The organism is Pseudonocardia autotrophica (assembly GCF_003945385.1).
Lineage (GTDB): Bacteria > Actinomycetota > Actinomycetes > Mycobacteriales > Pseudonocardiaceae > Pseudonocardia > Pseudonocardia autotrophica.
The window spans coordinates 319,753-344,323 of the sequence record NZ_AP018920.1; the positions used below are offsets into that span (position 1 = coordinate 319,753).

Sequence of the window (24,571 nt, forward strand, 5' to 3'; positions counted from 1 at the left end):
TCGGTTGCCGTTCGCCGGACGGTGCCGCCCGGACGGCGGCGCGGTCTCTCAGGAAAGCAACCTCGGCGCCACACACTTCCTATGTTCGACGCTGCCGGTCGGCGGCCCGCTCCCCCCAGAGCCGCTCCGGTGGCCGGGAACCCCCGCCCGGCCCGCTCCCCGAACCGGAAGTGACCCGATGAACCACCCAGGTCCCCTGCTGCCCGGACGTGTGCCCGACGTCCGCGCGACCGTAGCGGGTCGATCCCCGCGTGTCGCCCCGTCCCGTCCGCGCACCGCGCACCCGCGGGCCGTCCGGGCCCGCGTGGGCGTCCGTGTCGTCCGGTCCCGCACCGGGCATCCGCGTCCGGCCCGGCCGAGCGCACTCGCCACGACCGCCGGGCGCGTGCCCGGCACGCCGTGAGCCGCCCGGTCCCGCAGCAGGCCACCGCACCCGTCCGGCGCGACGATCCCGCAGCCGACGCGTGGCTGGCGCACCGCCGTGCCCGCCTGATCTGGGGTTCCGTGCTGGTCACGGCCCTGGTCGGGCCGTCGGTGATCTGGATGCTGCGCTCCGGTCCGCAGCCGCTGCTGCACCAGATGTCGGTGCTCACCGGGCTGCTCGCGCTGTCCGCGCTGGTCGTCGTCGCGGTGCTGCCGTCCCGGGTACGTGGCCTGTCCGGTGCGCTCGGGCTGGAGACACTGCTCGGTCTGCACCGCAAGCTGGGGATGCTGGCCGGTGCGCTCGTCGCGCTGCACCTGGCGTGCGTGGTCGCCGACCACCCGGAGCGGGTCTGGCTGCTCGTCCCGATGTCGGCACCGGCCCGCGGACAGGCCGCCACGATCGGGACCATCGCGATCGCGGTGCTGCTGCTGTTCGCGGTGCGCGGGGTCCGCTCCGGCACGCACGAGGTGTGGCGGTGGGTGCACCTGAGCCTGGCCGCGCTCGTCGTCGGAGCCTCGTCGCTGCACGTGCTGTGGCTGAACAACCTGGTGACCGACGCCGTGATGGGCCCGGTGCTGGGGACCCTCGGCCTGCTCCTGGTCGCGGTGCTCCTGATCCGCTGGGGTGCGCGTGCGGTCGGCGACGCCGGCGAGTTCCGGGTACACGTCGTGCGGCCGGAGAGCGCAACGGTGTCGACGCTGGTGCTGCAGCGGCGCGGGCGGCACTCCGGGCCCTGGTTCCGGCCCGGCCAGTTCGCCTGGCTGCGGCTGGAGCGGATGTCGGTCGAGGAGCACCCGTTCACGATCGCCTCGTCCGCGGTGGACGGCGGCCGGGTCGAGTTCACCGTCCGGCACACCGGTGACTTCGCCTCCCGGCTGCGCGAGCTGCGTCGCGGCGAACCGGTGTGGGTGGACGGTCCGTACGGTTCCTTCACCCCCGACGCCGTGCCCTCGACCGGATTGGTCCTGATCGCCGGTGGCGTCGGGATCACGCCGATGATGAGCATGCTGCGCACCGCGGCGGATCGCGGTGACCGACGCCCGTACCGGCTCGTGGTGCACGCCCGTGACCGCGCCGACCTGTTGTTCCGGGCCGAGCTCGCGCACCTGCGGACCCTGCTCGACCTGCAGGTCACCGAGGTCCTGCGCCGTCCGTCGCGGGACTGGGCCGGCGCCACCGGGCCGATCGACACCGCACTGTTGTCGGCGGTGCTGACCGATCTGGACGGCGCCGGTGGCACCTGCCGGCACGACTACTTCATCTGCGGTCGTCCGCAGCTGGTGTCCGACGTGCTGGACACCCTGCACTCGCTCGGCGTCCCGGAGGACCGGGTGCACACCGAGCAGTTCGCCCAGGTCTGAGAAACACGAGGAGAAGCTGATGTCCCGCCGGATTCCCGGCCCGCTTCGCTGGTCGATCCTGGTCGCGCTGGCCGGTGTCGTCGTCGTCGCGGTGGCCCAGTCGTGGGTCGCCGCCGCACCGTTCGCCGCCGCCCAGGGGTGGACCCAGACCCAGTGGGGCCCACTCGGCCCCGCCGATCGCGACCTGCTGGAGAAGGTCCGACTCGCCGGCCTGTGGGAGGCACCGACCGGGCAGCAGGGCGAGCAGCAGGCCAGCTCGCCCGCCGTCCGGGAGGTCGCCCGCAAGCTCGGCGTCGAGCACCACGATCTCGACGCGGAGGTCCGTACGGTCGCCGAGCAGCTCGGTGTCGCGCTCCCCAGCCGCCCGAACGACCAGCAGATCGGCTGGATGAACGATCTGACGGCGCGCACCGGAACCGACTACGACCGGCAGTTCGTGCAGGTCCTGCGGGCCGCGCACGGCAGCGTCCTGCCGGTGATCACCGAGGTCCGGGTCGGCACCCGCAACGAGCTGATGCGTCAGTTCGCGACCGAGGCCGACACCTACGTCACCCGGCACATCGGTTACCTGGAGTCGACCGGCCTGGTCGACTACGACGCGCTGCCGGCGCCGCCGCTGCCGGACAGCGCGCGGACGGCGTCCGACCTGGTCGTCCCGGGTCTCGTGGTCGGGGTGGCGCTGCTCGCCGCCGGTGGGCTGCTGATGACGCTGTACCGGCGGGGCCGTCCGGCCGGGGCGTCCGCGCTGGCCGAGGTGTCCCGGCTGCTCCCGGCGGGTGCGGGCATCCCGCGGCCGCGGCGGGCCCGGGACGACGGCGCGGCGCCGGCACGGGCCGCGCTCGCTGTCGGCCCGCCCGACCCATGGGACGAGCTCGCCCGCGCCCCCCAGGTGCGCCCGCGGACCGACGACGGCCCGGCGCACGCCGCCCGGCCGGACGACACGGTCACCGGCCTGCTCGAGCCGGATCCGTACCGGACCGTGGGGCGGCAGGACACGAACCCCGAGCTGCTCGCCGGGGACCCGGACGGCTACCCGGTGGGCTCGTCCGCCGGGAGCCGGTACGGACCGGACGGTTACGCCCCGGACCCGCTCGCCGAGGACCCCGACGGTTCCCCGCCGGGCCCGTCCGCCGGGAGCCGGTACGGCCCGGACGACCACGCCGCGGACCTGTTCGCCCCGGACCCGTACGACCCGGAGGCGCAGGACGCCCGGTACCCGGATGCCTACGACACGGACCCGCCCGACACGGACCCGCCCGACCCGGATCCGCTGCGCACCGGCGCCTCCGGTGCGCATCCCCTCGATCCCGACCAGGACGCCCACCCGTCCGGCCCCGACGCCCGCGAACGTGATCACGCGTTCGGCCGCCGCGGGTCCCGATCCACCGGCTCGCACCGCGACCGGACCTCCCCGAGGAGTCGTCACCGATGAGCCCGTCCACCACCAACCGCCGCCGAGTGGCCGCGGCCGCCGCCTTCGTCGCCTGTCTGCTCGTCGCCGGACCCGCCGCCTACGCGGCGGGTGCCGCGACCGCCGACCGGGACGGCCCGGCCGCCGAGAACATCGCCGAGTCGCTCACCGGGACCGGGCTCACCGGCTCCGGATCGGGCTCCGGCTCGACATCGGGCGGCCACGACCACGGGACGTCGTCGTCGCCGGGGCAGGGCTCCGGCACCGAGGACGACTCCGACGGCACCGGCGGCTCCGGCACCGATGGCACAGACGGCTCGGACGGCTCCGGCTCCGGTGACGCCCCGGCCGAGGGGCAGGACCAGGCCCCGGACGGCCAGGACGACGGCAACGGCCAGGACGACGACGCCGGCAACAACGACGGCCCCGACCAGGACGCCGCGGAGGCGCTGGAGATCCTCGCGTCCGACTGCTCCGCAAGCCGGCTCACCCCGCACAACGGCTTCCAGGAGGCGCCGCGCTGCGTGGGCACGGCGTTCGGTGAGGTCGCCGATGCCGAGCGCAGCCCGTCGCTGCTGATCACCGAGGCACCGGACCAGGTCGCCCCGGGCGAGGCGTTCTCGCTGACCGTGAGCACCCGGAACCTGGTCCGGGACCGGTTCCTGCCCGCCGCACAGGGCGGCTACTACGTCGAGTCGTCGCTGCTCGACGGCCAGGGTCTGCAGCGCGGCCACTTCCACACCGCCTGCCGGATCCTGTCGAACCCCGCAGAGGCCCCCGACTCCGCCCCCGACCCGCTGTTCTTCGAGGCCACCGAGGACGGTGGCGGCGGCGACACCCCGGACAGCGTCACCATCGAGGTCCCCGGGTTCGACCAGGCCGGCGAGCTGCAGTGCTCGTCGTGGGCCGGCGACGGCTCGCACCGCACGCCGATGATGCAGCGGGCCAACCAGACCCCCGCGTTCGACTCGGTCCGGATCGAGGTGGGCTGACATGCGGATCACCGGACCGTTGCTGACGCTGGCCGCGGTGGCCGCCGTCGGTGCCGGGGTGGCGACCGCGAACGTCGTCCTGACCGCCCCGCCCGAGGAACCGGTCGCCGTCGAACAGGCCACCGGTGCGCTCGCACTCGGCTCGCCGCTGCCCGAAGCCGCACCGGCCGCCCCGGTCCACTACGCGGGATGGTCGGCGGACCGCGAGGTCAGCGTGGACATCATGGTTGAGGACGGCCTGGCGAAGGCCTACGTCTGCGACGACGCGAACATCGAGTCGTGGACGAAGGGCCCGGTCGCCCAGGACGGCCCCACCCGGCTGACCGCCGCCGACGGCAGCCTCGTCGAATACACCGTGCAGGACGGCATCGCCACCGGCACCGCCGCGACCGGCGGCCGGACCTGGGAGTTCACCGCGACCGTGGCTCCGGTCGGCACCGAGCCGCCGACCCCGGCCTCGTCCGGCACCGAGGCCCCAGCCGCACCAGCCGCCCCGGTCTCGCCGGCAGCACCGGCCGCGCCGGCCGAACCCGCTGCTCCCGCCCCGGAAGCGGTGACCGGCGGCGGTTACGGCGGGGGCGGGTACTGATGGCGCGCGGCGCGCGGCATGCCGATCGCGAGACCACCGATCCGTTCGGCTTCGCCCCCCTCGTCCCGCCTCAGCGGAGCCCGGAGGCCAGCGGTGGCTCGGCCCCGGGCTTCCCGCACCCGCGGACTCCGGAAACCGGCGGTCACTCCGGTCCGGGCGTCCCCGCCCCGCGGGAGTGGCTCGAACCGGCGCCCGGCCGGCGTCGCCCGCCACGCGCCGCCTGGCCCGATCCCGCCCGTGACGACCGGTGGTCCCCCGGCCCGCCGGACGACGCCGATCGCTGGGCGGGTACCGCCGAGCGGCGGCGCGTGAGCGTCCCGGCGGAGCTCTTCGAACCGCAGGTCCGGAGCGCTCCACCGGGATACCCGGCCGACGACCGCGCCGACCCGCGGATCCGGACGGGGGAGCAGGAACCGGTCGGGGACCCGCCGCGCCGCCCGGTGCGGGACGCCGGAGCCGTCGCGCCCGGCCGCCCGCCCCGGGACGCCGGCACCGAGCGGTCCCCGGCCGGGACCGGTGCCCGGCGGCGCGCGGCCACCGCCGGGCACCGGGGGAGCCCCGCGGACCTGACTGAACGGGCCGGACCGTCGCTGCGCGCGGTGATCCTCCCGGTGGTGATCGGGTCGCTGGTCGCGGTCGCGCTCGGCGTGTGGGCCCGCCAGCACGAGGGGACCGGGGTCGCGGTGAACCTCGCCGGGTTCTCCAGCGGTGCCGCGGCGAAGGCGTGGCTCGGCTCCGCGGCCCTGCTGCTGGCGATCCTGCAGGGCGTCACCGGCCGGATGCTGCGCCGCGGTTACGCCGACCCGTCGGTCGGGACCGTGCACCGGTGGTCCGGCCGGATCGCGGTGCTGGTGACCGTCCCGGTCGCCGCGCAGTGCCTGTACGCGTTCGGCTGGTCCGGCGCGACCCCGTCGGTGCTGTTGCACTCGGTGCTCGGCTGCGTGTTCTACGGCGCCTTCGTCACCAAGATGCTGCTCCTGCACCGGCGCGGGGTGCCCAGCTGGGTGCTCGGCGTCGCCGGCGGTGTGCTGCTCGCCGTACTGGCCGGGGTGTGGCTCACCTCCGCGCTGTGGTTCTTCACCGGCCAGGGCCTCGTGTTCTGAGGCTGCCGACCTCCCGGATCCGCCCGGCCGCCCGGCCCGGGCTCCGGCCCCGGCCCGCCCGGCCCCGGCTCGTGATCCGGCTCCGAACCCGACCTCGACCCGGTCCCGACTCCGATACAGCCGGCCCCCGATACAGCTCCGACTCCGACTCCGACTCCGCCGACGACACAGCCCCGATCCCGATCCTGATCCGCCCGAGGAGATCCCGCATGCCCCCGATCACCCGCCGCAGGCTGTTCGCCGGCGTCGGCACCGCCGCAGCGGCGTGCTGCGCCGCGGGCTGTTCGACCTACGGCACGCCCCGAGCCGCCGGCCCGGCCGAGACCGGTGCTGGCCCGGCGCCGGCAGCAGCGGATCCCGCGGTCCCCTCGGCCGAGCCGCAGGCAGCCGAGCAGGGCATCGCCGCCGCGTCCGACATCCCGGTCGGCGGCGGCCGGGTGTTCGCCGAGGACGGCGTCGTCGTGACCCAGCCGCAGGCCGGGACGTTCGCCGCGTTCGACGCAACCTGTCCGCACGCCGGCTGCCTGGTCGACCAGGTCACCGACACCGGCATCAGCTGCCCCTGTCACGGCAGCGTGTTCGACATCGACGGCGGTGCCCCGCTGGAGGGCCCGGCGGGCGCCCCGCTGGCGGCCCGCCCGGTCCGCGTCGAGAACGACCGGATCGTGCTGGCCTGAACGGTGATCCGCCTCGTGAGCGGTGATGCGGCGTCCGGCCGGTACCGGTGCGCCGAGGGGCCGAACGCCTACCCGCCCGCCGTCCCGCCGGACCCGCTCGACGGAGCGGGCTCTCAGGAAGCGAACCCACCCCGCCACGACCTCGTAACGTCCTGCCCCGTCGGTGCCGCGACCCGCTCCCCGAACGGGGTCGCGGCGGACACCGGCGCCGCCGTCCGGCGTTGCTCCCCGCCGCCGGACATTCCCCGGCAGGCGTCGTCGTCCCCGGTCGTGGCTCCGAACACCCGCCGTGCCCGGGCCCTCGACCCCGGGCACGGCGGGACCCGCACCCCCGGAGGAACCGTGCCCGGAAGCATCGCGCCCACCCGCACCGAGCCCGGCAGCGCTGTGCCCGACAGAGCTGTGCCCGACAGAGCTGTGCCTGCCGGCACCGAGCCCGAGACATCCCGCGAGCCGGAACACGACGGCACCGCCGGGAGCGGCGAACGCTGGATCGACCGGCTCGGTTGGGAGGAGGTCGTCTGATCGGCGCGGTCAGCGACCCCGGCGGGCCGGGCGCGGCGCGGCCAGCGCGGCCAGCAGTTCCCCCAGCGCGTCCAGGCTGTGCGCGCTGACGATCTCGTCGCAGTACGGCCAGGCCGCCGCCATCCCACCGGCGAGCGGCCGGTAACCCGGCACCCTGGTCCGCGGGTTGCACCAGACGATCCGGTGGGCGAGCCGGGACAACCGGGCCATCTGCCGTCCGAGCCGCTCCGGGTCGCCGGTCTCCCAGCCGTCGGACACGACCAGCACGACGGCCCCGCGGGCCGTCCCACGGGCACCCGGACCGTCCAGGAACGACGCCAGCGCGTCGCCGATCCGGGTCCCGCCGGAGCGGTCCCGCACCGCGCGGGCGGCCCGGTCCAGTGCGACGGCCGGGGTGCCGCGGCCCAGCGCGGCGGTCAGCCGGGTCAGTCTGGTGGCGAACGCGAACACCTCGGCCCGGCTCCCGGCCCGCGCGCACCAGAGCAGCTGCAGCAGCATCCGCGTCCACGGTTCCATCGATCCGGACACGTCGCAGAGCACCACGAGCCGGCGCGGCCGGAGCTGCCGGGCCCGGCGTACCGGCCGGGCCGGATCACCGCCGGTGCGCCGGGCGACGCGCAGCGTGGCCTGCAGATCGATCTCCCGCCCACGCCGGTGCGGCCGCGTCCGCCGGCTCCGCCGCGACGGGGTGACCAGCCGGAACGCGGCCATCGCCGCGGCGAGCCCGGCCAGCTCCTCGGGGGTCAGCTCGTCGAAGGGCCGCTCGGCCAGCCGCTCCGCGGGGCTCGCCGTCATGGCCACGGTCGCGGACACCGGTGCGGGCGCCTGCCTGCCGGTCCGGACGGTCCGCCGGCCGGATGCACCCGCCGGCCCGGACCGGGACGGGCCCGACCCGTCCGGTCGTCCGGCCGCGTCCTGGGCCGCCGGGTCCCGCCCGGGCACGTCCGGCTGGTCGCCCGCCCCGGCCAGCACCCGGTCCAGGACGGCCAGGTCCGCCGGATCGGCGACCAGGGTCGCCCGGGCGCAGTCCCGGAACCGCTCCGCCGTCACCGGAGCGAGTTCGGCCAGCGCCGCGGCGAACCGTGCGGCCCGGTCCGGGCCGACCGGCAGCCCGGCCGCACGGCAGGCCGCCCCCAGTCGCGCGGCGAGCGTCGCGACGTCGGGCTGTTCCGGCTCAGCCACCGGTGACCAGCTCGGACAGCCCGGCCGCCCGGACCGTCTCGGTGTCCTCCTCGTACTTGACGACCGCTCCGAGCGTCCGTTCGGCGGCCGCGGTGTCCAGCCCGGACCGGCCCAGCACGTGCAGCGCCGTCGCCCAGGACACCGCCTCCGCCACCCCCGGCGGTTTCTGCAGGTCCAGCCGTCGCAACCGGTGCACCGCGATCGCGACCTGCTCGGGCAGCGGCGCTGCGGCACCCGGCACCCGGCGCCGGACGATCTCGGCGACCCGCTCCGGGGCGGGATGGGCGATCCAGTGGTAGAGGCAGCGGCGCTTCAGCGCGTCGTGCAGGTCCCGGGTCCGGTTCGAGGTGAGGACGGCGACCGGCGGCACACGGGCCCGCCGCGTCCCCAGCTCCGGGATCGTCACCGATCCCTCGGCGAGCAGCTCGAGCAGGAACGCCTCGAACTCGTCGTCGGCCCGGTCGATCTCGTCGATCAGCAGCACCGCCGGCTGCGGGCCGGGATGCTCGACCGCGGCGAGCAGCGGCCGGGCCAGCAGGTGCTCGGGGGTGAACAGGTCGTCGTCGCGCAGATGCTCCCCGCGGGACTCGGCGAGCCGGATGGACAGCAGCTGGCGCGGGTAGTTCCACTCGTAGAGCGCCTCGGCCGCGCTGATCCCCTCGTGGCACTGCACCCGCAGCAGCGGGGTGTCCAGCACCTCGGCGAGTGCCCGCGCGGCGTGCGTCTTGCCGACGCCGGGCTCACCCTCGAGCAGCAGCGGCTGGCGCATCCGGACGGCCAGGAACATCGCGGTGCCCAGTGGGCCGTCGGCCAGGTAGCCGGCCGCGTCCAGGTCGGCGCGGAGCCGGTCGACGTCGTCCGGCGGCCCGGGGCCCGGCGGTGGCGTGCTCATCCGGCTGCCCCGCCGGAACCGGCCAGGAAAGCCCGGCGGCAGCCGTCGCAGCAGAACCAGTGCATCGTCCCGTCCTGCTCGGCGGACAGCGTCGGGGGCGCGGCGGTGACCGACATGCCGCACACCGGATCGACCGCGGTACCCGGCGTGACGGTGACCGCCGGGGTGGGCGCGGGTGTCGCGGTGGCCCGCCCGGCCAGCAGCTCGGCGAACACCGACAGCGCGATCTCGGGGGCGGTGCGCGACCCGAGGTCCAGCCCGGCCGGGCCGTGCAGCCGGGCGACGTCCTGCTCGTCGACGCCCGCGGCGACCAGCTCGGCGCGGACGGCGTCCGCCCGGCGCCGGCTCGCGACGACGGCGACGTAGGGCACGCCTGCGGCCAGCGCCGCGCGCAGCACCGGGATCTCGTCGCGGCCGTGCGAGGCGACGACGACCCCCGCGGTGTCCGCTGCGACCGAGGGCTCGGGCGCCGACCAGGTGGTGACCTCGAACTCCAGGCTGCGGCCCACCCGGGCCAGTGCGCGAGCCACCGGGGATTCGCCGTGCACGGTGACCGTGGTCGGTGGGACGATCGACTCCAGGAATATCTCCAGGGTCCCGCCGGACAGGCACGGGTTGCCGACGGTGCGCAGCCCCTCGACCGGATCGCCGCCGTCGCCGCCGTCCGGGGTGATCCGGAGCAGCCCGGACTCGCCGGCCTGCAGCAGCCGCAGCCCCTCCGACCGGACGGTCGACTCGGCGCACGATCCGCCGACGAAACCGTCGATCGTGCCGTCGGCCAGCACGACCGCACGGTCGCCGGGCTTCGCGCTGGTCGGGCGTTCGGCGCGGACCACGGTGGCGAGCACGAACGGTGTCCGGTGCGCGCGCAGGTCGTTGACCCGTTCCAGCATCTCGCCGCTGGTCACCGGGCTCACCGGATCGCCAGGTCGGGACGCAGCGGACGGCCCTGCACGGCCCGCCACACCTGCGCGGGCGTCAGCGGCATGTCGGCGTGCCGGACACCGATCGCGTCGAGCACGGCGTTGACGACGGCCGCCGGGGACCCGACGGTGGCGGACTCACCGACGCCCTTGGCGCCGATCGGATGGTGCGGTGAGGGTGTCACGGTCTCTCCCAGTTCCCAGGACGGGCACTCCATCGAGGTGGGCAGCAGGTAGTCCATGAACGAGGCGGCGAGGTGGTTGCCGTCCGGGTCGAAGGTGATCAGCTCCATCAGCGCCATCCCGATGCCGTCGGCCAGGCCGCGGTGCACCTGCCCGGCCACGATCATCGGGTTGATCCGCACCCCGCAGTCGTCGACGGCGACGAACCGGCGGACCCGGACCTCCCCGGTCACCGGATCCACCTCCACCACGCACAGGTAGGCGCCGCAGGGGAACGTCAGGTTCGGTGGGTTGTACACACAGGACGCGTCCAGGTGGCCCTCGACACCGTCGGGCAGCTCCAGGCCGGAGTGCGCCGCGGCGGCGATCTCGGTGAGCGAGGCACCCGCGGTGGGATCGCCGCGGACCTGCCAGCGGCCGGGCACCCACTCCAGATCGATCGGGTCGATCTCCAGCATCGCGCCGGCCACCAGGCGGGCCCGCTCCCGTACCCGCCGGGCCGCGACCACGGTGGCGGCCCCGGACACCGCGGTCGACCGCGAGCCGTAGGTGCCCAGCCCGAACGGCGTCCGGTCGGTGTCACCCTGCACGACCTGCACCTGGTCCGCCGGGATGCCGAGCTCGTGTCCGATGATCTGGGCGAACGTGGTCTCGTGTCCCTGGCCCTGGCTCATGCAGGACACGGCGAGCACCGCACCGCCGGACGGGTGCACCCGCAGGTCGGCGCCGTCGGCCATGCCCAGGCCCATGATGTCCATCGTCCGGCGCGGCCCGGCACCGACCGCCTCGGTGAAGAAGCTCAGGCCGATCCCGAGCAGCCGTCCCCGGCCGGTGCGCTCGTACTCCGCCCGGGTGGCGGCCTGCTCGGCCCGCAGCTCGTCGTAGCCGGCGATCTCCAGCGCGAGGCGCAGCGTCGCCGGGTAGTCGCCGGAGTCGTACTCCCAGCCGGTCGGCGTCGGGTGCGGGAACTGCTCGGCGCGCAGCAGGTTGTCCATCCGCAGCCGGGCCGGATCCAGCCCGAGATCGTGGGCGAGCACGTCGACCAGGCGTTCCACCAGGTAGGACGCCTCGGTGATGCGGAACGAGCAGGCGTACGCGACCCCGCCGGGCGCCTTGTTTGTGTGCACGCCGGTGACCCGGCAGTGCGCCGCCCGCAGGTCGTAGGAGCCGGTGAAGACGCCGAAGAACCCGGCCGGGAACCGGGACGGCTGGGAGGTCGCGTTGAACGCGCCGTGATCGGCGAGCACCCGGACCCGGACGGCGAGGATCCGGCCGTCGCGGGTCGCCGCGATCTCGCCGCGCATGTGGTAGTCGCGGGCGAACGACGACGCCATCAGGTTCTCCGAGCGGTCCTCGACCCACTTCACCGGGCGCCCGGTGACGGTGGACGCGACGACCGCGCACAGGTACCCCGGATACATCGCGACCTTGTTCCCGAAGCCGCCGCCGATGTCGGGCGCGACCACCCGGATCCGGTGCTCGGGCACCCCGGCGATCCGGGAGTAGAGCACCCGGTGGGTGTGCGGCGCCTGGGTGGTGGCGTGCACGGTGAGCCGGCCCTCGATCCGGTCGGCGTCGGCGACGATCCCGCAGGTCTCCAGGGGCGCCGGGTGCACCCGTGGGTACACCAGGTCGCAGTCCGACACGTGCTCGGCGGCGGCGAACACCGCGTCGGTGGCGGCGGCGTCCCCGCTCTCCCAGTCGAATATGTGGTTGTCGGTGCATCCGGGCTGCTCGTCGCGGACCAGCGGGGCGTCCGGATCGAGCGCGGTCCGGGCGTCGACGACGGCCGGCAGCGGCTCGTACTCGACCTCGATCAGGGCGAGCGCGTCGCGCGCCGCGTACCGGTCCTCGGCGACGACGAACGCCACCTCCTGGCCCTGGAAGTGCACCTTCTCGCAGGCCAGCACCGCTGCCACGTCGTGCGACGCGGTCGGCATCCAGGCCATGTCCCGGGCGGCCAGGTCCGCCCCGGTGAGCACCGCCCTGACCTTCGGGTGCGACTCGGCCGCGCTGGTGTCGACCGAGACGATCCGGGCGTGCGCGTACGGGCTGCGCAGGATCGCGCCGTGCAGCATCCCGGGCAGCGCGATGTCGTCGACGAACCGGCCCCGGCCGCGGACCAGCCGCAGGTCCTCCTTGCGCCGCAGCGGACCGAACCCGACCGGCGTCACGACGCGGCCCACCCGGACTGCCCGGTCCGAGCCTGCTCGGACCACGCGGACTGCCCGGCCTCGGACCGGCCGGCCTGCTCGGCGTCGGACCACCCGGCCTGCTCGGACTCGGCCGCGTGCCGGACCGACCGGACGATGTTCTCGTAGCCGGTGCACCGGCACACCTGCCCGCTGATCGTCTCCCGGATCTCCTGCTCGGTCGGGTCCGGCACCCGGTCCAGCAGCCACCGGGCGGTCATCAGGATCCCGGGCGTGCAGAAGCCGCACTGCAGACCGTGGCACTCGATGAACGACTGCTGTATCTGGTCCAGGCCGCCAGGGCCCTCCAGACCCTCGACGGTGCGCACCCGGTGCCCGTCGGCCATCACCGCGAGCACGGTGCACGACTTCACCGGCACCTCGTCGAGCCACACGGTGCACGCCCCGCAGTTGGACGTGTCGCAGCCCCAGTGGGTGCCGGTCAGGCCGAGCTCGTCGCGCAGCAGGTGCACCAGCAACAGCCGCGCCTCGACCTCGTGCACCCGCTCGGCGGCGTTCACACTGACCCGGATCTGCACGGCCGGCTCACCGGTCCGCGGCACGCGCGGCCGCCGCGGTGAGGGCCCTGGCGGTCAGCTCGGCGGCCAGGTGCAGCTTGTAGTCGACCGGGCCGCGCTGGTCGGCCACCGGCCGGCAGGCCCGGGCCGCGATCCGGCCCGCCTCGGCGAAGGTCCCGGCGTCGGTGCTCCGCCCGAGCAGGTACTCCTCGGCGTCGGGGGCGCCGAAGCCGGGCGCGCCGACGGCGGTCAGGCCCAGACCGGCCGCGGTCACCCGGCCGTTCTGCAGGTTCAGCACGGCACCGGCCGCGGCGACCGCCCAGTCACCGGCCCTGCGGTCGACCTTGAGGTAGCTGCTGCCGCTGCCGGCGCGGACCGGTACCCGCAGCTCGACCAGCACCTCGGCCGGCCCCACCGCGGTCTCGTAGGGGCCGTGGAAGAACTCCCGCACCGGCACCGTGCGCTCGCCGTCGGCGCCGCGGATCACCGCGACCGCGCGCAGCGCGGTGAAGGCACCGGAGAGGTCCTCGGACGGGTCCGCCTGGCAGATCGACCCGCCGACGGTCCCGCGGTTGCGCACCACCGGATCCGCGATCACCCGTTCCGCGTCGTGCAGCATCGCCGCGTGCTCGCCGACGAGCGCGCAGTCCAGCAGTTCGGCGTGCCGGGTGAGCGCGCCGATCCGCAGCTCCGGCCCGTCCGGCCCGTTGTGCAGCCGGACCCCGGACAGCTCGGTCAGCTCGTTGATGTCGACGAGCAGCTCGGGCTGGGCGAGCCGGAGCTTCATCATCGGGATCAGGCTGTGCCCGCCCGCGACCACCCTGGCCTCCGGGCCGAAGCGGCCGAGCAGCGCGACGGCATGATCGACGTCGGTGGCCCTGCGGTACTCGAAATGGGCGGGGACCTGCATCGGGACGGCTCCGGCTCGGTGCGGTGGCGATCGGGTGGGACGGCGCGTACCGCGCCATCGTGTCCCCGGCCACATCGCGGAGCAAGTGACCTTAAGCCTTCGCTTAAGAGCCGGGTGTGCTCTGGGCCACGTCCGGGCAGAGTGCCGCTGATCATGACGTACGCGCGCCGGAAGGGCGGGACCGACGATGACGACGGAACCCGATGACGGGAGCCACCGCAACCCCCGGATGGCCGAGCTGTTCGGCGCGCCGCCGGGCTCCCCGGACCCCGGTGCGAGCCCGACCGTCTTCGCCTTCCCCGCGGTGGTCGAGTTCATGAAGGTGGCGGGCCAGCCGGTGGCCGGCCCGTGGCCCCCGCACCAGCACCCACGACCCGATCCGGAGGACGATGCCGGGCCGGTGGCGATCCCCGAACCGCCGGATCCCGGACTCGACCGACCCACCCGGCGCGCCGGGCACGAGGAGTAGACGCCGTGTACCCACCACGCTTCCGTTACGAGGCACCCCGGACGCTGGACGAGGCGCTCGCGCTGCTCGCCGACGACGACGCGAAGGTCCTCGCCGGCGGGCAGAGCCTGATCCCGCTGATCAAGCTCCGGTTCGCCCAGCCGGCGCTGCTCGTCGACATCAACGGCCTGCCAGGGCTGGGGCACCACCGGGAGACCGCGGACGGCGCGCTGGAGATCGGCGCGCTGTGCCGGCACGTCGACCTGGAGCGCTCCGAGCTGCTGCCCGGCCGGTATCCCACGATGGCCGCCTGCGCGCCGCTGGTCGCCGATCCCATCGTGCGCAGCCGCGGCACCCTGGTCGGGTCGCTGTGTCACGCCGACCCGCAGGGCGACTGGGCCGCGGCGATGATCGCCCTCGACGGGGAGGTCGTCGCCCGCAGCACCCGCGGCGAGCGCCGGATCCCGGTCGGGGAGTTCGCGACCGGACCGTTCCAGAACGCACTCGAGCACGACGAGATCGCCGTCGCCGCCCGGGTGCCCGCGGCCCGCGACACCCGGTACGGGGCGTTCCTGAAGCTGGAGCGCCGGGTCGGTGACTTCGCCACCGCGGGCCTCGCGGTCGCGCTGGAGATCGCCGACGACGGCCGGGTCACCCGGGCCGGGCTCGCGCTCACCGGGGTCGGCGCGACCACCCTGACCGCGACCGACGCCGCCGCGGCGCTGATCGGTACCCGGCTGGAGCCCGAGGCGGTGGAGCGGGCCGCCGAGCTCGCCGCGGGCATCGCCCGTCCGCGCAGCGACCACCGGGGCAGCGCCGGGTACAAGCGCCACGTCGTCGCGACCTTCACCCGGCGTGCGCTGGCCGGGTTCGCGCCGGCCGGGATGGCCGCCTGATGAGCATCCAGAACACCCGAACCACCAAGGAGGACGGCGTGGAACAGCGCCGGATCACGCTGTCGGTCAACGGTGAACCGCATTCGGCCGAGATCGAGCCGCGATTGCTGCTGGCGCACCTGCTGCGCCAGGGACTCGGTCTGACCGGAACCCACATCGGTTGCGACACCACCAACTGCGGGGCGTGCACCGTGCTCTACGACGGCGAGCCGGTCAAGTCCTGCACGATGCTGGCCGTCCAGGCCGACGGGCACGAGGTGACCACCGTCGAGGGGCTGGGCACGCCCAGCGAGCTCGACCCGATCCAGGAGGGGTTCCGGGAGGAGCACGGCCTGCAGTGCGGGTTCTGCACGCCGGGCATGATGCTCGCCGCCACGGAGCTGCTGCGCCGCAATCCGGATCCGTCCGAGGAGGACGTCCGGTGGGCGTTGTCGGGCAACCTCTGCCGCTGCACCGGTTACCAGAACATCGTCAAGGCCGTGCTCTGGGCGGCCGAGAAGCAGCGCGCCGGCGCGGCCGGCTGAGGGGACGACGACCATGACCGACACACTGGACGAGGTCAGGATCGGCGGTCTCGGGGCGAGCCGCAGACGGGCCGAGGACGCCCGGTTCATCCGCGGCCGCGGCACCTACGTCGACGACGTGGTGCTGCCCGGCATGCTGCACATGGAGATCCTGCGCAGCCCGCTGGCGCACGCCCGGATCACCAGCATCGACACCTCCGCCGCGTGGGCGATCCCGGGTGTGCGGCTGGTGCTGACCGGGGAGATGGCGGCCCAGCGCAACCTGGCCTGGATGCCGACGCTGTCCTACGACACCCAGGCGGTCCTGGCCACCGACAAGGTGCGCTTCCAGGGCCAGGAGGTGGCCTGCGTGGTCGCCGACGATCCCTACATCGCGCGGGACGCGGTGGAGGCGATCGTCGTCGAGTACGAGGCGCTGCCGCCGGTGGTCAACCCGAAGCAGGCGATGGAACCCGGCGCCCCGGTGATCCGGGACGACAAGGAGGGCCAGACCGACAATCTGACCTACCGGTGGGACGTCGGCGACGCCGCGGCGACCGAGCGTGCCTTCGCCGAGGCGGACACGGTGTCGACGCTGTCGCTGCACTATCCGCGCAGCCACCCGTCCCCGCTGGAGCCGTGCGGTTCGATCGCCGACTTCGACGTGGCGACCGGCAAGCTCACGATCTACATGACCTCGCAGGCCCCGCACATCATCCGCTCCGCGGTGGCGCTGGTCGCGGAGCTGCCCGAGCACATGATCCGGGTGATCTCGCCGGACCTGGGCGGCGGGTTCGGCAACAAGGTCCCGGTCTATCCGGGGTACGTGTGCTCGATCCTCTGTTCGATCCTCACCGGGAAACCGGTCAAGTGGGTCGAGGACCGGTCGAGCAACCTCAGCTCCACCGGGTTCGGCCGCGACATGTACCTCGACGGCGAGCTCGCGCTGCGCAGCGACGGGAGGATCCTCGGCGTCCGGATGCACGTGACCACCGACCAGGGCGCGTTCTTCGCCGACGCCCAGCCCAGCAAGTTCAAGGTGGGCCTGCTGCACTCGGCGTTCGCCTGCTACGACGTCCCGGTCGGGCACATCAGCGCGCACGGGGCCTACACGAACAAGGCACCCGGTGGCGTCGCCTACCGGTGCTCGTTCCGGGTCACCGAGGCGATGTACTTCCAGGAGCGGATGGTCCAGGCCGCGGCCGACGACCTGGGCATGGACCAGGCCGAGTTCCGCCGGATCAACCTGCTGCACGACGACGCGTTCCCGGCCAGGACGCCGTTCGGGTTCCTGGTCGACTCCGGGCAGTACGGCAAGTGCCTGCAGCTGGGCCTGGATGCGATCGGCTACCAGGACTTCGTCGCCGAACAGGCCGCGGCCCGCGCGCGCGGGAGGCTGCTCGGGATCGGCATCTCGACCATGACCGAGCCGCTCGGGGCCGGCAACAGCCGCGAGTACGACATCCTCGGCATCAAGATGTTCGACTCCGCCGAGCTGCGGGTGCACCCGACCGGCAAGGCGATGCTCCGCACCGGTGCCCGCAGCCAGGGCCAGGGGCACGAGACGACGTGGGCGCAGATCGTCGCGCACGAGCTGGGGCTGCCCGCCGACGACGTGGTCGTCGAGGAGGGTGACACCGACACCGCGCCGTACGGGATGGGCACCTACGCGTCGCGCTCCACCCCGGTGGCCGGGGCCGCGGTGTCGATGGTGTCGCGCAAGATCCGGGCGAAGGCGCGCAAGCTCGCCGCACACCTGCTGGAGGTGTCCGAGGAGGACGTCGAGTGGGAGCTCGGCCGGTTCCACGTGCGCGGCGCGCCGGAGCGCGGGGTGACCATCCAGGAGTGCGCGGCCGCGGCGTACACGAACATGCCGGACGGCATGGAGCCCGGCCTGGAGGGCAACGCCTACTACGACCCGCCGAACCTGACCTGGCCGTTCGCCTGCTACATCGCCATCGTCGAGGTCGACCCGGAGACCGGGGTGTGGGACGTGCTGCGGTTCGTCGCGGTCGACGACTGCGGCGTCCGGATCAACCCGATGATCGTCGAGGGACAGATCATGGGCGGGCTGACCGAGGCCTACGCGATGGCCAGCATGCAGTTCCAGACCTACGACGCCGAGGGCAACATCGTCGGCTCGAACTTCATGGACTACCTGCTGCCCACCGCCTGGGAGACACCCGGCTTCGAGCTGCACGAGGTCGTCACCCCGTGCCCGCACCACCCGATCGGTGCCAAGGGCATCGGGGAGTGCGCGACGGTGGGCGGCCCGGCCGCGTTCGTCAACGCCGTGCACGACGCGATCCGGCACACCGGGGTCCGCAACGTCGACATGCCGCTGCTGCCCGACCGGGTCTGGGAGGCGCTGCGTACCGGGCACGACTACTCCGGTGCACCGCCGGTGAAGGGGGACTGAGCCGTGCTGATCGAGAACAGCTTCACCGTGGCCGCCCCGGCCGACCGGGTCTGGGCCGAACTGCAGGACCTGCCGGGCCTCGTCCCCTGCCTGCCGGGGGCCGAGCTCACCCGGGACTTCGGCGACGACCGCTACGAGGGCAAGGTGGTGACCCGGCTCGGGCCGGTCGCACTGCGTTTCACCGGCGTCGCCGAGCTCGTCGAGGCCGACGAGGCGGGGCGGCGCCTGGTGCTGCACGCCTCGGGCTCCGAGGACAAGGGCAAGGGCACCGCCGACATGACGATGACCATGCGGCTGTCCACCGGGACCGGTGGGCGGACCGAGGTCTCGGTCGCCCAGGACCTGCAGGTCTCCGGTGCCGCGGCCCAGTTCGGCCGCGGCATGATCGCCGACGTCTCCGGGGTGCTGATGCGCAGCTTCGCCGACTGCGTCGAGGCGAAGATCAACAGCGGCGGCGGGGGGACGGCCACCGCCGTCCGGGCGAAACCCGCGAGCGGTCTGAGCATCGGCGTCGCGGCCGCCGTGATGGCGCTCAAGCGGGTGCTGCGCCGCTTCTTCGGGCCGAGCACCCGACCCGGACATTCCTAGGAGGACGACGATGACTCTCTGGTGGATCGGGAACGCGATCCTGCTGCTGGTCGTGTTCCCGGTGGTCGTGGCGCTGCTCAACCGCGTGCTCGCCGCGGTCGAGCGGATCCGCTGGGCCGCCGACGACATCCTGGCCGATGGTGTGCGGCTCGCCGGGCGGCTCGAACCCGTCCCGGAGCTGCTCGCCACCACCGACGCGACGGTGGCGCAGGTGGCGACCGGCGCCACCCGCTACGCCGGCAGCGTCGCGACGCTGCTGCCGAGCGCCCCCGAACGAGAAGGGACCCCCTGATGCCCGCTGCCGCCTGGGCGACACTCATCATCGCGGCGCTGATCATCGCCGTCACCGGGATCGGCCTGCTCCGGGTCATCCTGCACCTGCGTCACGTCAGCCGGACGCTTGCCGACCTGACCGGGGGAGTCCGTGCGATCGCCGTGTCCACCGCCACCGTTCCCGCGGTGGTCGGATCGGTGAACGCCGAGCTCAAGCCGGTCCGCGACTTCTGCGAGTCGGTATGACCGGCTGGTACGTCGGGTTCGCCATCGGGATCGCGGTGGTCCTGGTGGTGGTCGCACTGGTCGTCCCGATCCTGGTGCTCGCGCACCGGATCGGGAAGCAGGCACCGGCGATCGACGCCGCACTGCAGGACGCCGAACGGAACACCCGGCCGCTGGCCGACCTGGCCACGACCGTCGAGCACGCCGACGTGATCACCGCAGGGCTGCGGCGTGGTCGCGGGCGACTGGGAGGCTGAGGATGACCGGAGCGGCTGGAATGTCGTCGGAGGAGATCACCGCGTGGTGGATCGCGGTCATCGCCGGATTCGTGGTGGTGCTCGCGGTCGCGGCGCTGCTCAGCCTGCTGGTGTGGTTCGTGAAGATCATCGAGCGACGGGTCGCCGGGATCCGGGACACCCTGCAGGCGATCACCGGGAACACGGCGTCGACGACGCTGATCCCGCAGACCGGTGACGCGGTCGACCGGGTGCTGGCCGAGGGCCTGGCACACCACCTGTTCCTGGGCCGCGTCCCGCTGGACCGGTCCGCCGCGGTGACGAACGGAGGTGGTCGGTGATGACCCTGCTCATCGTGCTGTCGGTGCTCGCGGTCGTCGCGCTGATCGCGGGACTCGCCTTCTACCTGGCCTGGGTCGGCACCCTGCTGGGCAGGGTGGCGACCATCCTGGAGGAGTGCTCGGAGTCGGTCCGCCGGATCGACGCCGACGCCGAGCGGATCGGCCCCGGGCTCGGGCACGTCAACCGCTCGGCCGGGACGGTCGCCGGGGCGCTGCCGCTGCTCTACGGGTTCGCCGAGGAGATCGTGCGCGGCGCGAGCCCGGTCCCGGAGCGCCCGGCGGTCGCCGTGCCCGCGTCCGGCCGGCGCCGCTCCCGGCTCACCGCCGCCGTCGGGTACCGCCCGGCCGGGTGAGAGTGGGCCGGTGCCGGTGGTCGGGCCGGGGCGCTGCCCATACGGGTATCGCCCGCCCGGGCCGGAATCGGCTGAGCCCGGCCCGCCCCGCCCCGGACTGCTGTCCGCCGCTGCCCGCCCGGGGCCCGGCCCCACGGGACTCTGTTCGCGGGTTTCCGCTCACCTGGTGAGCGGAAACCCGCGAGGAGGTCATCCCGCCCCGGGCGCCCCGTCGGTGTCCGCGGCCGGGCTCCGGAGCTGCGGCGCGGGCAGCGGCGCGGTGGACGGCGCGTCGGAGTACTCGCCGATCCACTCGGCTCGCCACGACGGATCGAACCGCTCGGTGTTGCAGCGCGGCTCGTACATCCCGATCAGTTCCTCGGCGATCGCCCTGCGGTGCCCCGGCCCGCCGCCCGGCACCTCCAGGGTCGCGATGTGCAGTGCCCACTTCGATCCGGCCCGCTGCACCCAGCAGGGGCTGCGCCGGTGCCGGAACGGCAGGCCCTCCGCGCTCAGGTCCTCGCTGTGCCCGACCCAGGTCACCGCGAACCGTTCCCGATCGGGATCCGGCCGGTAGAGGATCGCGTACACCGCGGGCAGCGGCGGCGGGGTCCATCCGCCGAGCAGCCGGGGGCCGGAGAAGGCGTATCCGGCGAGCGAGCCGAGCCTGATCACGGCAGCGGATCCGGGTTCGCGTCGTCCTCCTCGCTCACCGCGTCCACCCCGACGACCTCGAAGGCGGGCAACCCGGCCCGCTCGACGACCTCGGCGAACACCTCCCGGCCCCGCCGGAGCGCCTGCTCCTCGTCGTCGGCGGTGACCACGATCTGCGCGCCGTAACCCGGGGTGCCGATACCGCTGGCCACGCCCCGGTGCGCCGCGACGGCGTCGGCCAGCCGCAGCACCTCGTCGTGGGTGATCGTCCGATCGCCCTGGGTCCGGATGCTCACGCTCCAGTGCACGTCCCGGCTCCTCGTTCCGGTCATCGCAGCGTCGGCAGCAGCTCGGCCAGCCGCTCCAGGCTGCGCAGGTCGTGACCCGCCACCACGGCGGTCACGTGCGGTTCGGCCACCATCATGCCCACCGGGACGGGGCCGTGCCCGTCCACCGCAGCCGGGTGCGGGCTGACCCAGACCACCCGGTGGCAGAGCCGGGCCAGGCGTTCCATCGCCGCGGACAGCACGGCCGGCGAACCGCGGTCGTGGCCGTCCGAACAGATCAGGACGACCGCGCCGCGGGCGAGACCACGCCGGCCGTGCCTGCGGACGAACTCGTCCACCGCGTCGCCGATCCGGGTCCCGCCCTCCCAGTCGACGACCTCGTCGGCCGCCCGTCGCAGGGCGTCGTCCGGACGCCGGGTGCGCAGCGCGGCGGTCAGCCGGGTGAGCCGGGTGCCGAAGCAGAACACCTCGACCCGGAACAGCGACCGGGCGGCGTGCTGGGTGCCGTGGGCGAACTGCAGCAGCGCCCGCGAGTGGTCGGCCATCGACCCGGAGACGTCCAGCAGCAGCACCAGCGGACGGGTCCGCATCCGGCGGCGCCGCCAGGCGGGCTCGATCGGGATCCCCTGCGAGCGCATGCTGCGCCGCAGCGTGGCGCGCAGATGCGGGACGGGCCCGGTGCGGGCCGGGCGGGTCCGGCGGGTGCGCCGCCGCGGCGGGGACAGCCGGACCGCCGCCATGATCCGGCGGATCGCGGCCAGCTCGTCCTCGGTGCAGGTGGCGAACGACCGGGTGCGCAGCAGCTCCACGTTCGACGCGACCGGCCCGAGCCGGGCGGCCTCGTCCTCCTCGCGGTCGTCGCCGGGCTCGGCGGCCGGGATCTGCACGGCCGAGTCGGTGGCGGCGGTGGCGCCCGCGTGCACCCGGACCAGCTCGTCGACCGGATCGGAGCGGTCCAGGAAGAACGCGGCGAACACCCGGTCGTAGACGGCCAGATGCTCGCGCCGGGTGACCAGGCAGACCCGCCCCGCCCAGTACAGGTCGGTCAGATCGGTCGGGTCGAGCACGGCCGCCGCCCTGGTGAACGTCAGCAGGTCGCCGGAGCCGGCCGGGATCCCCTCGGCACGCAGCCGCCGGGTGAACGCGACGAGCACCCGGACCAGGTCCGTCCCGGCTCCGCTCATCCGGCGGTCAGGTCGTCGAGCCTGCTGCGGACGAGCTCGGCGTCGTCGTGGTCCTTGACGACGCAGCCCAGCGTGAGATCGGCGCCGTCCGGATCGAGGTCCTCGCCGAGGAAGGCCAGGGTCCTGGCCCAGTCGATGCTCTCGGCGACCCCCGGCGGCTTGGCCAGGTCCAGCTCGCGCAGCCGGTGCACCGCGGCCACCACCTTGCGGGCCAGCTCGACCGGGACACCGGGCTCGCGGACCGTCACGATCTCGATCTCGCGTTCGGCGTCGGGGTAGCCGAGCCAGTGGTAGAGGCAGCGCCGCTTGAGCGCGTCGTGCAGCTCGCGGGTCCGGTTCGAGGTGAGCAGCACCAGCGGCGGATCGGTGCTGCGGATCGTGCCGATCTCCGGGATCGTCACCTGGAACTCGGCGAGCAGCTCCAGCAGGAACGCCTCGAACTCGTCGTCGGCGCGGTCGATCTCGTCGATCAGCAGGACCGCCCCGGAACCGGCCCGCACCGCGTCCAGCAACGGTCGTTCGACCAGGAAGTCGGGCCCGAACAGCGCCGAGACGACCTCACCGGGTGACGCCGCGTCCCGCTCGCTCATCGCCCGGATGTAGAGCATCTGACGGGCGTAGTCCCACTCGTACATCGCCTGGCCGGTGTCGATGCCCTCGTAGCACTGCAGCCGGATCAACCGGCGCCCGAGCACCGTCGCGAGGGTCTTGGCCAGCTCGGTCTTACCGACGCCGACCTCGCCCTCGAGCAGGATCGGCCTGCGCAGCGACAGGGCCACGTGCACGGCCGTGGCCAGCCCACGATCGGCCAGGTAGCCGCCGTCGCGCAGCAGGCCGGTCAGCCCGGCCACCGATCCGGGCGCGCCGGGCGAGGTCGCGGGTTCAGCCATCGGTGCGCGGTTCGAACGGCTCGCCCACGACGGTGCCCCGCGGATGCAGCTTGCCCTCGCGCTCCAGCGTCGCCCGCCAGGCGCTGCGGATGTCGGTGTCCACCGGGGTGTTCGTGCCCTCACCGGGGGCGACGACCTCCGGGTCCATCCCGCCGAACCCGATCGAGCGCATGTTGCGGCAGACCTTGGGCCGGTTCCCGCGCAGCTGGTCCTCGATCTCGTCACCGGTGCGCGCATTGGCCGACCAGATGTCGCGGAGCACCTCGAGTGAACGGGCCTCCTGCCCGGTGTGCGTGTGGTCCGTCGACGACATGCCCGCTCCCTCCTGCGTCCCTGCAGCGGAGCCCATCGTCGTGCACCCGGCGGAGCACGACCAGCGGCAGATAACCGATCACTTAGGTGTGCTCGACCCGGGCAGGGGTCCAGACTGACCGGCATGACGTTGACGCAGTTGTCCGCGTTCGTCCTGGTGGCCCGACTGGGCTCGGTGAAGGCCGCCGCCGACGCGCTCTCGGTGAGTGAGCCCGCTGTCTCGCAGGCGATCGCGGCACTGCGCAAGTACCTCGGTGATCCGCTGCTGACCCGCGGCGGGACCGGCATGGTGATGACCGCGGGCGGGAACCGGCTGCTCACCATCGCCGCCCAGATGGTGGCGCTCGGGGCGGAGGCGGAGGCGGCCGTCCGCTCGGCGAACGGGGCCCCGGAGCCGCTGCGGCTGATCGGGTCGAACACGGTCGTCGAATTCGCCGGCGGACCGCTGGCCGACGCGTTCGGGGCCCGCTCGTCCGGAACCGTGGAGGTGTCGGTCGGCGTGGCCGTCACCTCGGAGATGGCGGCGCTGGTCTCGCAGCGGCTGGCGGACGCCGCGCTCGGTCCGGACCTCTCCGGGCAGCGGGGGATCCCGCTGGTCAGCGAACCGGTCTTCCGCAGCCGGATGGTGGTGCTGGGCGCGCCGGGCGCCCGGTTCCGCGGCTCGCCCCGGCAGTGGCCGTGGCTGGTCGACGCGGACGCGACCGACCCGGGCAGCGACGTCGCGCGGCTGCTGCGCGCGCTCGGAGTGCCGGAGTCGCGGATGCGGGTGTTCCCGCACCAGACCGCCGCCTGGGACGCCGCCGCGGGCGGGGCGGGCGTCACCCCGTCGCTGGCGCACCTGGCGGTGCACCGCACCCGCCGCCGGGAGCTGGTGCCGCTGGACGTGCCGGGGACCCCGATGGAGGTCGTCTGGTTCGTCACGATGCTGCCGATCGACCGGCGCTCGGCCGGCGCCGGGTCACTGCGGAACTTCCTCAGCACCCCGGAGGCCATGCGGCTGCTCCGGGAGCCGGGAGCCGGGGTGTCGCCGTCGCGGTTCCGGCCGCCGGTCTACGTCACGATCTGGAACTGAGGGTCCGCAGGCCCGGGGTGGACCGCTCC

At 74.4% G+C, this 24,571-nt stretch carries 29 protein-coding genes; 18 read left to right on the plus strand and 11 right to left on the minus strand.

What is annotated here, in order from left to right; genetic code table 11:
* The first annotated feature begins 399 nt into the window (after positions 1 to 399).
* From Pdca_RS01530 to Pdca_RS01560, 7 genes are all read left to right on the plus strand, one after another.
* Positions 400 to 1,785 (plus strand): ferredoxin reductase family protein, encoded by a 1,386-nt coding sequence (locus Pdca_RS01530; RefSeq protein ID WP_085911878.1) that lies wholly within the window; start codon positions 400 to 402, stop codon positions 1,783 to 1,785.
* Between the two features lie 19 nt (positions 1,786 to 1,804).
* Positions 1,805 to 3,217: a DUF4142 domain-containing protein gene (locus Pdca_RS36235; protein WP_085911877.1), complete on the plus strand. Its 1,413-nt coding sequence runs from the start codon at positions 1,805 to 1,807 to the stop codon at positions 3,215 to 3,217.
* Positions 3,214 to 4,188, plus strand: coding sequence for a Pecanex-like protein 1 (locus Pdca_RS01540; RefSeq protein WP_125911198.1), 975 nt, complete (start codon positions 3,214 to 3,216; stop codon positions 4,186 to 4,188). Before Pdca_RS36235 ends, Pdca_RS01540 begins: the two co-directional genes overlap by 4 nt.
* A gap of 1 nt (position 4,189) precedes the next feature.
* Entirely contained in the window at positions 4,190 to 4,777 is a 588-nt protein-coding gene (locus tag Pdca_RS35965) for a hypothetical protein (protein WP_085911875.1), read from the plus strand.
* A gap of 308 nt (positions 4,778 to 5,085) precedes the next feature.
* Entirely contained in the window at positions 5,086 to 5,880 is a 795-nt protein-coding gene (locus Pdca_RS01550) for a DUF6529 family protein (RefSeq protein WP_232021370.1), read from the plus strand.
* Between the two features lie 209 nt (positions 5,881 to 6,089).
* On the plus strand, positions 6,090 to 6,557 hold the full coding sequence (locus tag Pdca_RS01555; RefSeq protein ID WP_085911874.1) for a Rieske (2Fe-2S) protein: 468 nt from the start codon (positions 6,090 to 6,092) through the stop codon (positions 6,555 to 6,557).
* A 342-nt stretch (positions 6,558 to 6,899) separates the two neighbouring features.
* Positions 6,900 to 7,082, plus strand: coding sequence for a hypothetical protein (locus Pdca_RS01560; RefSeq protein WP_125911199.1), 183 nt, complete (start codon positions 6,900 to 6,902; stop codon positions 7,080 to 7,082).
* 9 nt (positions 7,083 to 7,091) lie between these two features.
* On the opposite strand, the gene Pdca_RS01565 is transcribed toward Pdca_RS01560, so the two are convergent.
* The 6 genes from Pdca_RS01565 to Pdca_RS01590 are packed head-to-tail and all read right to left on the minus strand — an operon-like array spanning position 7,092 to position 13,882.
* Positions 7,092 to 8,264 (minus strand): vWA domain-containing protein, encoded by a 1,173-nt coding sequence (locus tag Pdca_RS01565; RefSeq protein ID WP_174824276.1) that lies wholly within the window; start codon positions 8,262 to 8,264, stop codon positions 7,092 to 7,094.
* Positions 8,257 to 9,156: an AAA family ATPase gene (locus Pdca_RS01570; protein WP_085911872.1), complete on the minus strand. Its 900-nt coding sequence runs from the start codon at positions 9,154 to 9,156 to the stop codon at positions 8,257 to 8,259. Before Pdca_RS01570 ends, Pdca_RS01565 begins: the two co-directional genes overlap by 8 nt.
* Positions 9,153 to 10,064 (minus strand): XdhC family protein, encoded by a 912-nt coding sequence (locus Pdca_RS01575; RefSeq protein WP_307724032.1) that lies wholly within the window; start codon positions 10,062 to 10,064, stop codon positions 9,153 to 9,155. Before Pdca_RS01575 ends, Pdca_RS01570 begins: the two co-directional genes overlap by 4 nt.
* Positions 10,065 to 10,069: 5 nt before the next feature.
* Complete coding sequence (locus Pdca_RS01580; protein WP_085911871.1) at positions 10,070 to 12,448, minus strand: aerobic carbon-monoxide dehydrogenase large subunit; 2,379 nt, start codon at positions 12,446 to 12,448, stop codon at positions 10,070 to 10,072.
* The gene (locus Pdca_RS01585) at positions 12,433 to 12,993 is read right to left on the minus strand and encodes a (2Fe-2S)-binding protein (RefSeq protein ID WP_085912005.1); all 561 of its coding nucleotides are present in this window, start codon (positions 12,991 to 12,993) and stop codon (positions 12,433 to 12,435) included. The genes Pdca_RS01580 and Pdca_RS01585 overlap by 16 nt, the downstream gene beginning before the upstream one ends.
* Before the next feature lie 7 nt (positions 12,994 to 13,000).
* Complete coding sequence (locus Pdca_RS01590; RefSeq protein ID WP_085911870.1) at positions 13,001 to 13,882, minus strand: FAD binding domain-containing protein; 882 nt, start codon at positions 13,880 to 13,882, stop codon at positions 13,001 to 13,003.
* A gap of 187 nt (positions 13,883 to 14,069) precedes the next feature.
* Here Pdca_RS01590 and Pdca_RS01595 point away from each other — a divergent pair, with 187 nt between their 5' ends.
* From Pdca_RS01595 to Pdca_RS01640, 10 genes are read left to right on the plus strand one after another with little or no spacing between them, the layout of a single operon-like run.
* Positions 14,070 to 14,351, plus strand: coding sequence for a hypothetical protein (locus Pdca_RS01595; RefSeq protein WP_125911200.1), 282 nt, complete (start codon positions 14,070 to 14,072; stop codon positions 14,349 to 14,351).
* Positions 14,352 to 14,356: 5 nt separating this feature from the next.
* Positions 14,357 to 15,226 (plus strand): FAD binding domain-containing protein, encoded by an 870-nt coding sequence (locus Pdca_RS01600; RefSeq protein ID WP_085911868.1) that lies wholly within the window; start codon positions 14,357 to 14,359, stop codon positions 15,224 to 15,226.
* Positions 15,226 to 15,750 carry a (2Fe-2S)-binding protein gene (locus tag Pdca_RS01605; protein WP_085911867.1) on the plus strand — a complete coding sequence of 175 codons (525 nt, stop codon included), beginning with the start codon at positions 15,226 to 15,228 and terminating at the stop codon, positions 15,748 to 15,750. The genes Pdca_RS01600 and Pdca_RS01605 overlap by 1 nt, the downstream gene beginning before the upstream one ends.
* 13 nt (positions 15,751 to 15,763) lie before the next feature.
* Positions 15,764 to 18,148 (plus strand): aerobic carbon-monoxide dehydrogenase large subunit, encoded by a 2,385-nt coding sequence (locus Pdca_RS01610; RefSeq protein WP_085911866.1) that lies wholly within the window; start codon positions 15,764 to 15,766, stop codon positions 18,146 to 18,148.
* Between the two features lie 3 nt (positions 18,149 to 18,151).
* Positions 18,152 to 18,736 carry an SRPBCC family protein gene (locus tag Pdca_RS01615; RefSeq protein ID WP_085911865.1) on the plus strand — a complete coding sequence of 195 codons (585 nt, stop codon included), beginning with the start codon at positions 18,152 to 18,154 and terminating at the stop codon, positions 18,734 to 18,736.
* 10 nt (positions 18,737 to 18,746) lie between these two features.
* Positions 18,747 to 19,028 (plus strand): hypothetical protein, encoded by a 282-nt coding sequence (locus tag Pdca_RS01620; RefSeq protein ID WP_085911864.1) that lies wholly within the window; start codon positions 18,747 to 18,749, stop codon positions 19,026 to 19,028.
* Positions 19,028 to 19,255, plus strand: a complete 228-nt coding sequence (locus Pdca_RS01625; protein ID WP_085911863.1) for a hypothetical protein — start codon at positions 19,028 to 19,030, stop codon at positions 19,253 to 19,255. Before Pdca_RS01620 ends, Pdca_RS01625 begins: the two co-directional genes overlap by 1 nt.
* Positions 19,252 to 19,491, plus strand: a complete 240-nt coding sequence (locus tag Pdca_RS01630; protein WP_085911862.1) for a hypothetical protein — start codon at positions 19,252 to 19,254, stop codon at positions 19,489 to 19,491. The genes Pdca_RS01625 and Pdca_RS01630 overlap by 4 nt, the downstream gene beginning before the upstream one ends.
* A gap of 2 nt (positions 19,492 to 19,493) precedes the next feature.
* A complete protein-coding gene (locus Pdca_RS01635; protein ID WP_232021371.1) occupies positions 19,494 to 19,811 on the plus strand; it encodes a hypothetical protein in 318 nt (105 codons plus the stop codon).
* A complete protein-coding gene (locus Pdca_RS01640) occupies positions 19,811 to 20,164 on the plus strand; it encodes a hypothetical protein (protein ID WP_085911860.1) in 354 nt (117 codons plus the stop codon). Before Pdca_RS01635 ends, Pdca_RS01640 begins: the two co-directional genes overlap by 1 nt.
* Positions 20,165 to 20,353: 189 nt before the next feature.
* On the opposite strand, the gene Pdca_RS01645 is transcribed toward Pdca_RS01640, so the two are convergent.
* The 5 genes from Pdca_RS01645 to Pdca_RS01665 are packed head-to-tail and all read right to left on the minus strand — an operon-like array spanning position 20,354 to position 23,471.
* Positions 20,354 to 20,818, minus strand: coding sequence for a hypothetical protein (locus Pdca_RS01645; protein WP_085911859.1), 465 nt, complete (start codon positions 20,816 to 20,818; stop codon positions 20,354 to 20,356).
* Positions 20,815 to 21,105 carry a hypothetical protein gene (locus Pdca_RS01650; protein WP_085911858.1) on the minus strand — a complete coding sequence of 97 codons (291 nt, stop codon included), beginning with the start codon at positions 21,103 to 21,105 and terminating at the stop codon, positions 20,815 to 20,817. Before Pdca_RS01650 ends, Pdca_RS01645 begins: the two co-directional genes overlap by 4 nt.
* A gap of 20 nt (positions 21,106 to 21,125) precedes the next feature.
* A complete protein-coding gene (locus Pdca_RS01655; RefSeq protein WP_085911857.1) occupies positions 21,126 to 22,268 on the minus strand; it encodes a vWA domain-containing protein in 1,143 nt (380 codons plus the stop codon).
* Positions 22,265 to 23,158 carry an AAA family ATPase gene (locus Pdca_RS01660; protein WP_085911856.1) on the minus strand — a complete coding sequence of 298 codons (894 nt, stop codon included), beginning with the start codon at positions 23,156 to 23,158 and terminating at the stop codon, positions 22,265 to 22,267. The genes Pdca_RS01655 and Pdca_RS01660 overlap by 4 nt, the downstream gene beginning before the upstream one ends.
* On the minus strand, positions 23,151 to 23,471 hold the full coding sequence (locus Pdca_RS01665) for a hypothetical protein (RefSeq protein WP_085911855.1): 321 nt from the start codon (positions 23,469 to 23,471) through the stop codon (positions 23,151 to 23,153). Before Pdca_RS01665 ends, Pdca_RS01660 begins: the two co-directional genes overlap by 8 nt.
* Before the next feature lie 123 nt (positions 23,472 to 23,594).
* On the opposite strand from Pdca_RS01665, the gene Pdca_RS01670 reads away from it, so the two are divergent.
* Positions 23,595 to 24,542, plus strand: coding sequence for a LysR family transcriptional regulator (locus Pdca_RS01670; protein WP_085911854.1), 948 nt, complete (start codon positions 23,595 to 23,597; stop codon positions 24,540 to 24,542).
* Positions 24,543 to 24,571: the final 29 nt, after the last annotated feature.

Coding starts and splice junctions, on each gene's coding strand:
- Pdca_RS36235 (WP_085911877.1), top strand. CDS start 1,805: ATGTCCCGCCGGATTCCCGGCCCGCTTCGCTGGTCGATCCTGGTCGCG.
- Pdca_RS01540 (WP_125911198.1), top strand. CDS start 3,214: ATGAGCCCGTCCACCACCAACCGCCGCCGAGTGGCCGCGGCCGCCGCC.
- Pdca_RS35965 (WP_085911875.1), top strand. CDS start 4,190: ATGCGGATCACCGGACCGTTGCTGACGCTGGCCGCGGTGGCCGCCGTC.
- Pdca_RS01555 (WP_085911874.1), top strand. CDS start 6,090: ATGCCCCCGATCACCCGCCGCAGGCTGTTCGCCGGCGTCGGCACCGCC.
- Pdca_RS01570 (WP_085911872.1), bottom strand. CDS start 9,156: ATGAGCACGCCACCGCCGGGCCCCGGGCCGCCGGACGACGTCGACCGG.
- Pdca_RS01590 (WP_085911870.1), bottom strand. CDS start 13,882: ATGCAGGTCCCCGCCCATTTCGAGTACCGCAGGGCCACCGACGTCGAT.
- Pdca_RS01595 (WP_125911200.1), top strand. CDS start 14,070: ATGACGACGGAACCCGATGACGGGAGCCACCGCAACCCCCGGATGGCC.
- Pdca_RS01605 (WP_085911867.1), top strand. CDS start 15,226: ATGAGCATCCAGAACACCCGAACCACCAAGGAGGACGGCGTGGAACAG.
- Pdca_RS01610 (WP_085911866.1), top strand. CDS start 15,764: ATGACCGACACACTGGACGAGGTCAGGATCGGCGGTCTCGGGGCGAGC.
- Pdca_RS01620 (WP_085911864.1), top strand. CDS start 18,747: ATGACTCTCTGGTGGATCGGGAACGCGATCCTGCTGCTGGTCGTGTTC.
- Pdca_RS01625 (WP_085911863.1), top strand. CDS start 19,028: ATGCCCGCTGCCGCCTGGGCGACACTCATCATCGCGGCGCTGATCATC.
- Pdca_RS01630 (WP_085911862.1), top strand. CDS start 19,252: ATGACCGGCTGGTACGTCGGGTTCGCCATCGGGATCGCGGTGGTCCTG.
- Pdca_RS01635 (WP_232021371.1), top strand. CDS start 19,494: ATGACCGGAGCGGCTGGAATGTCGTCGGAGGAGATCACCGCGTGGTGG.
- Pdca_RS01640 (WP_085911860.1), top strand. CDS start 19,811: ATGACCCTGCTCATCGTGCTGTCGGTGCTCGCGGTCGTCGCGCTGATC.
- Pdca_RS01655 (WP_085911857.1), bottom strand. CDS start 22,268: ATGAGCGGAGCCGGGACGGACCTGGTCCGGGTGCTCGTCGCGTTCACC.
- Pdca_RS01660 (WP_085911856.1), bottom strand. CDS start 23,158: ATGGCTGAACCCGCGACCTCGCCCGGCGCGCCCGGATCGGTGGCCGGG.
- Pdca_RS01665 (WP_085911855.1), bottom strand. CDS start 23,471: ATGTCGTCGACGGACCACACGCACACCGGGCAGGAGGCCCGTTCACTC.
- Pdca_RS01670 (WP_085911854.1), top strand. CDS start 23,595: ATGACGTTGACGCAGTTGTCCGCGTTCGTCCTGGTGGCCCGACTGGGC.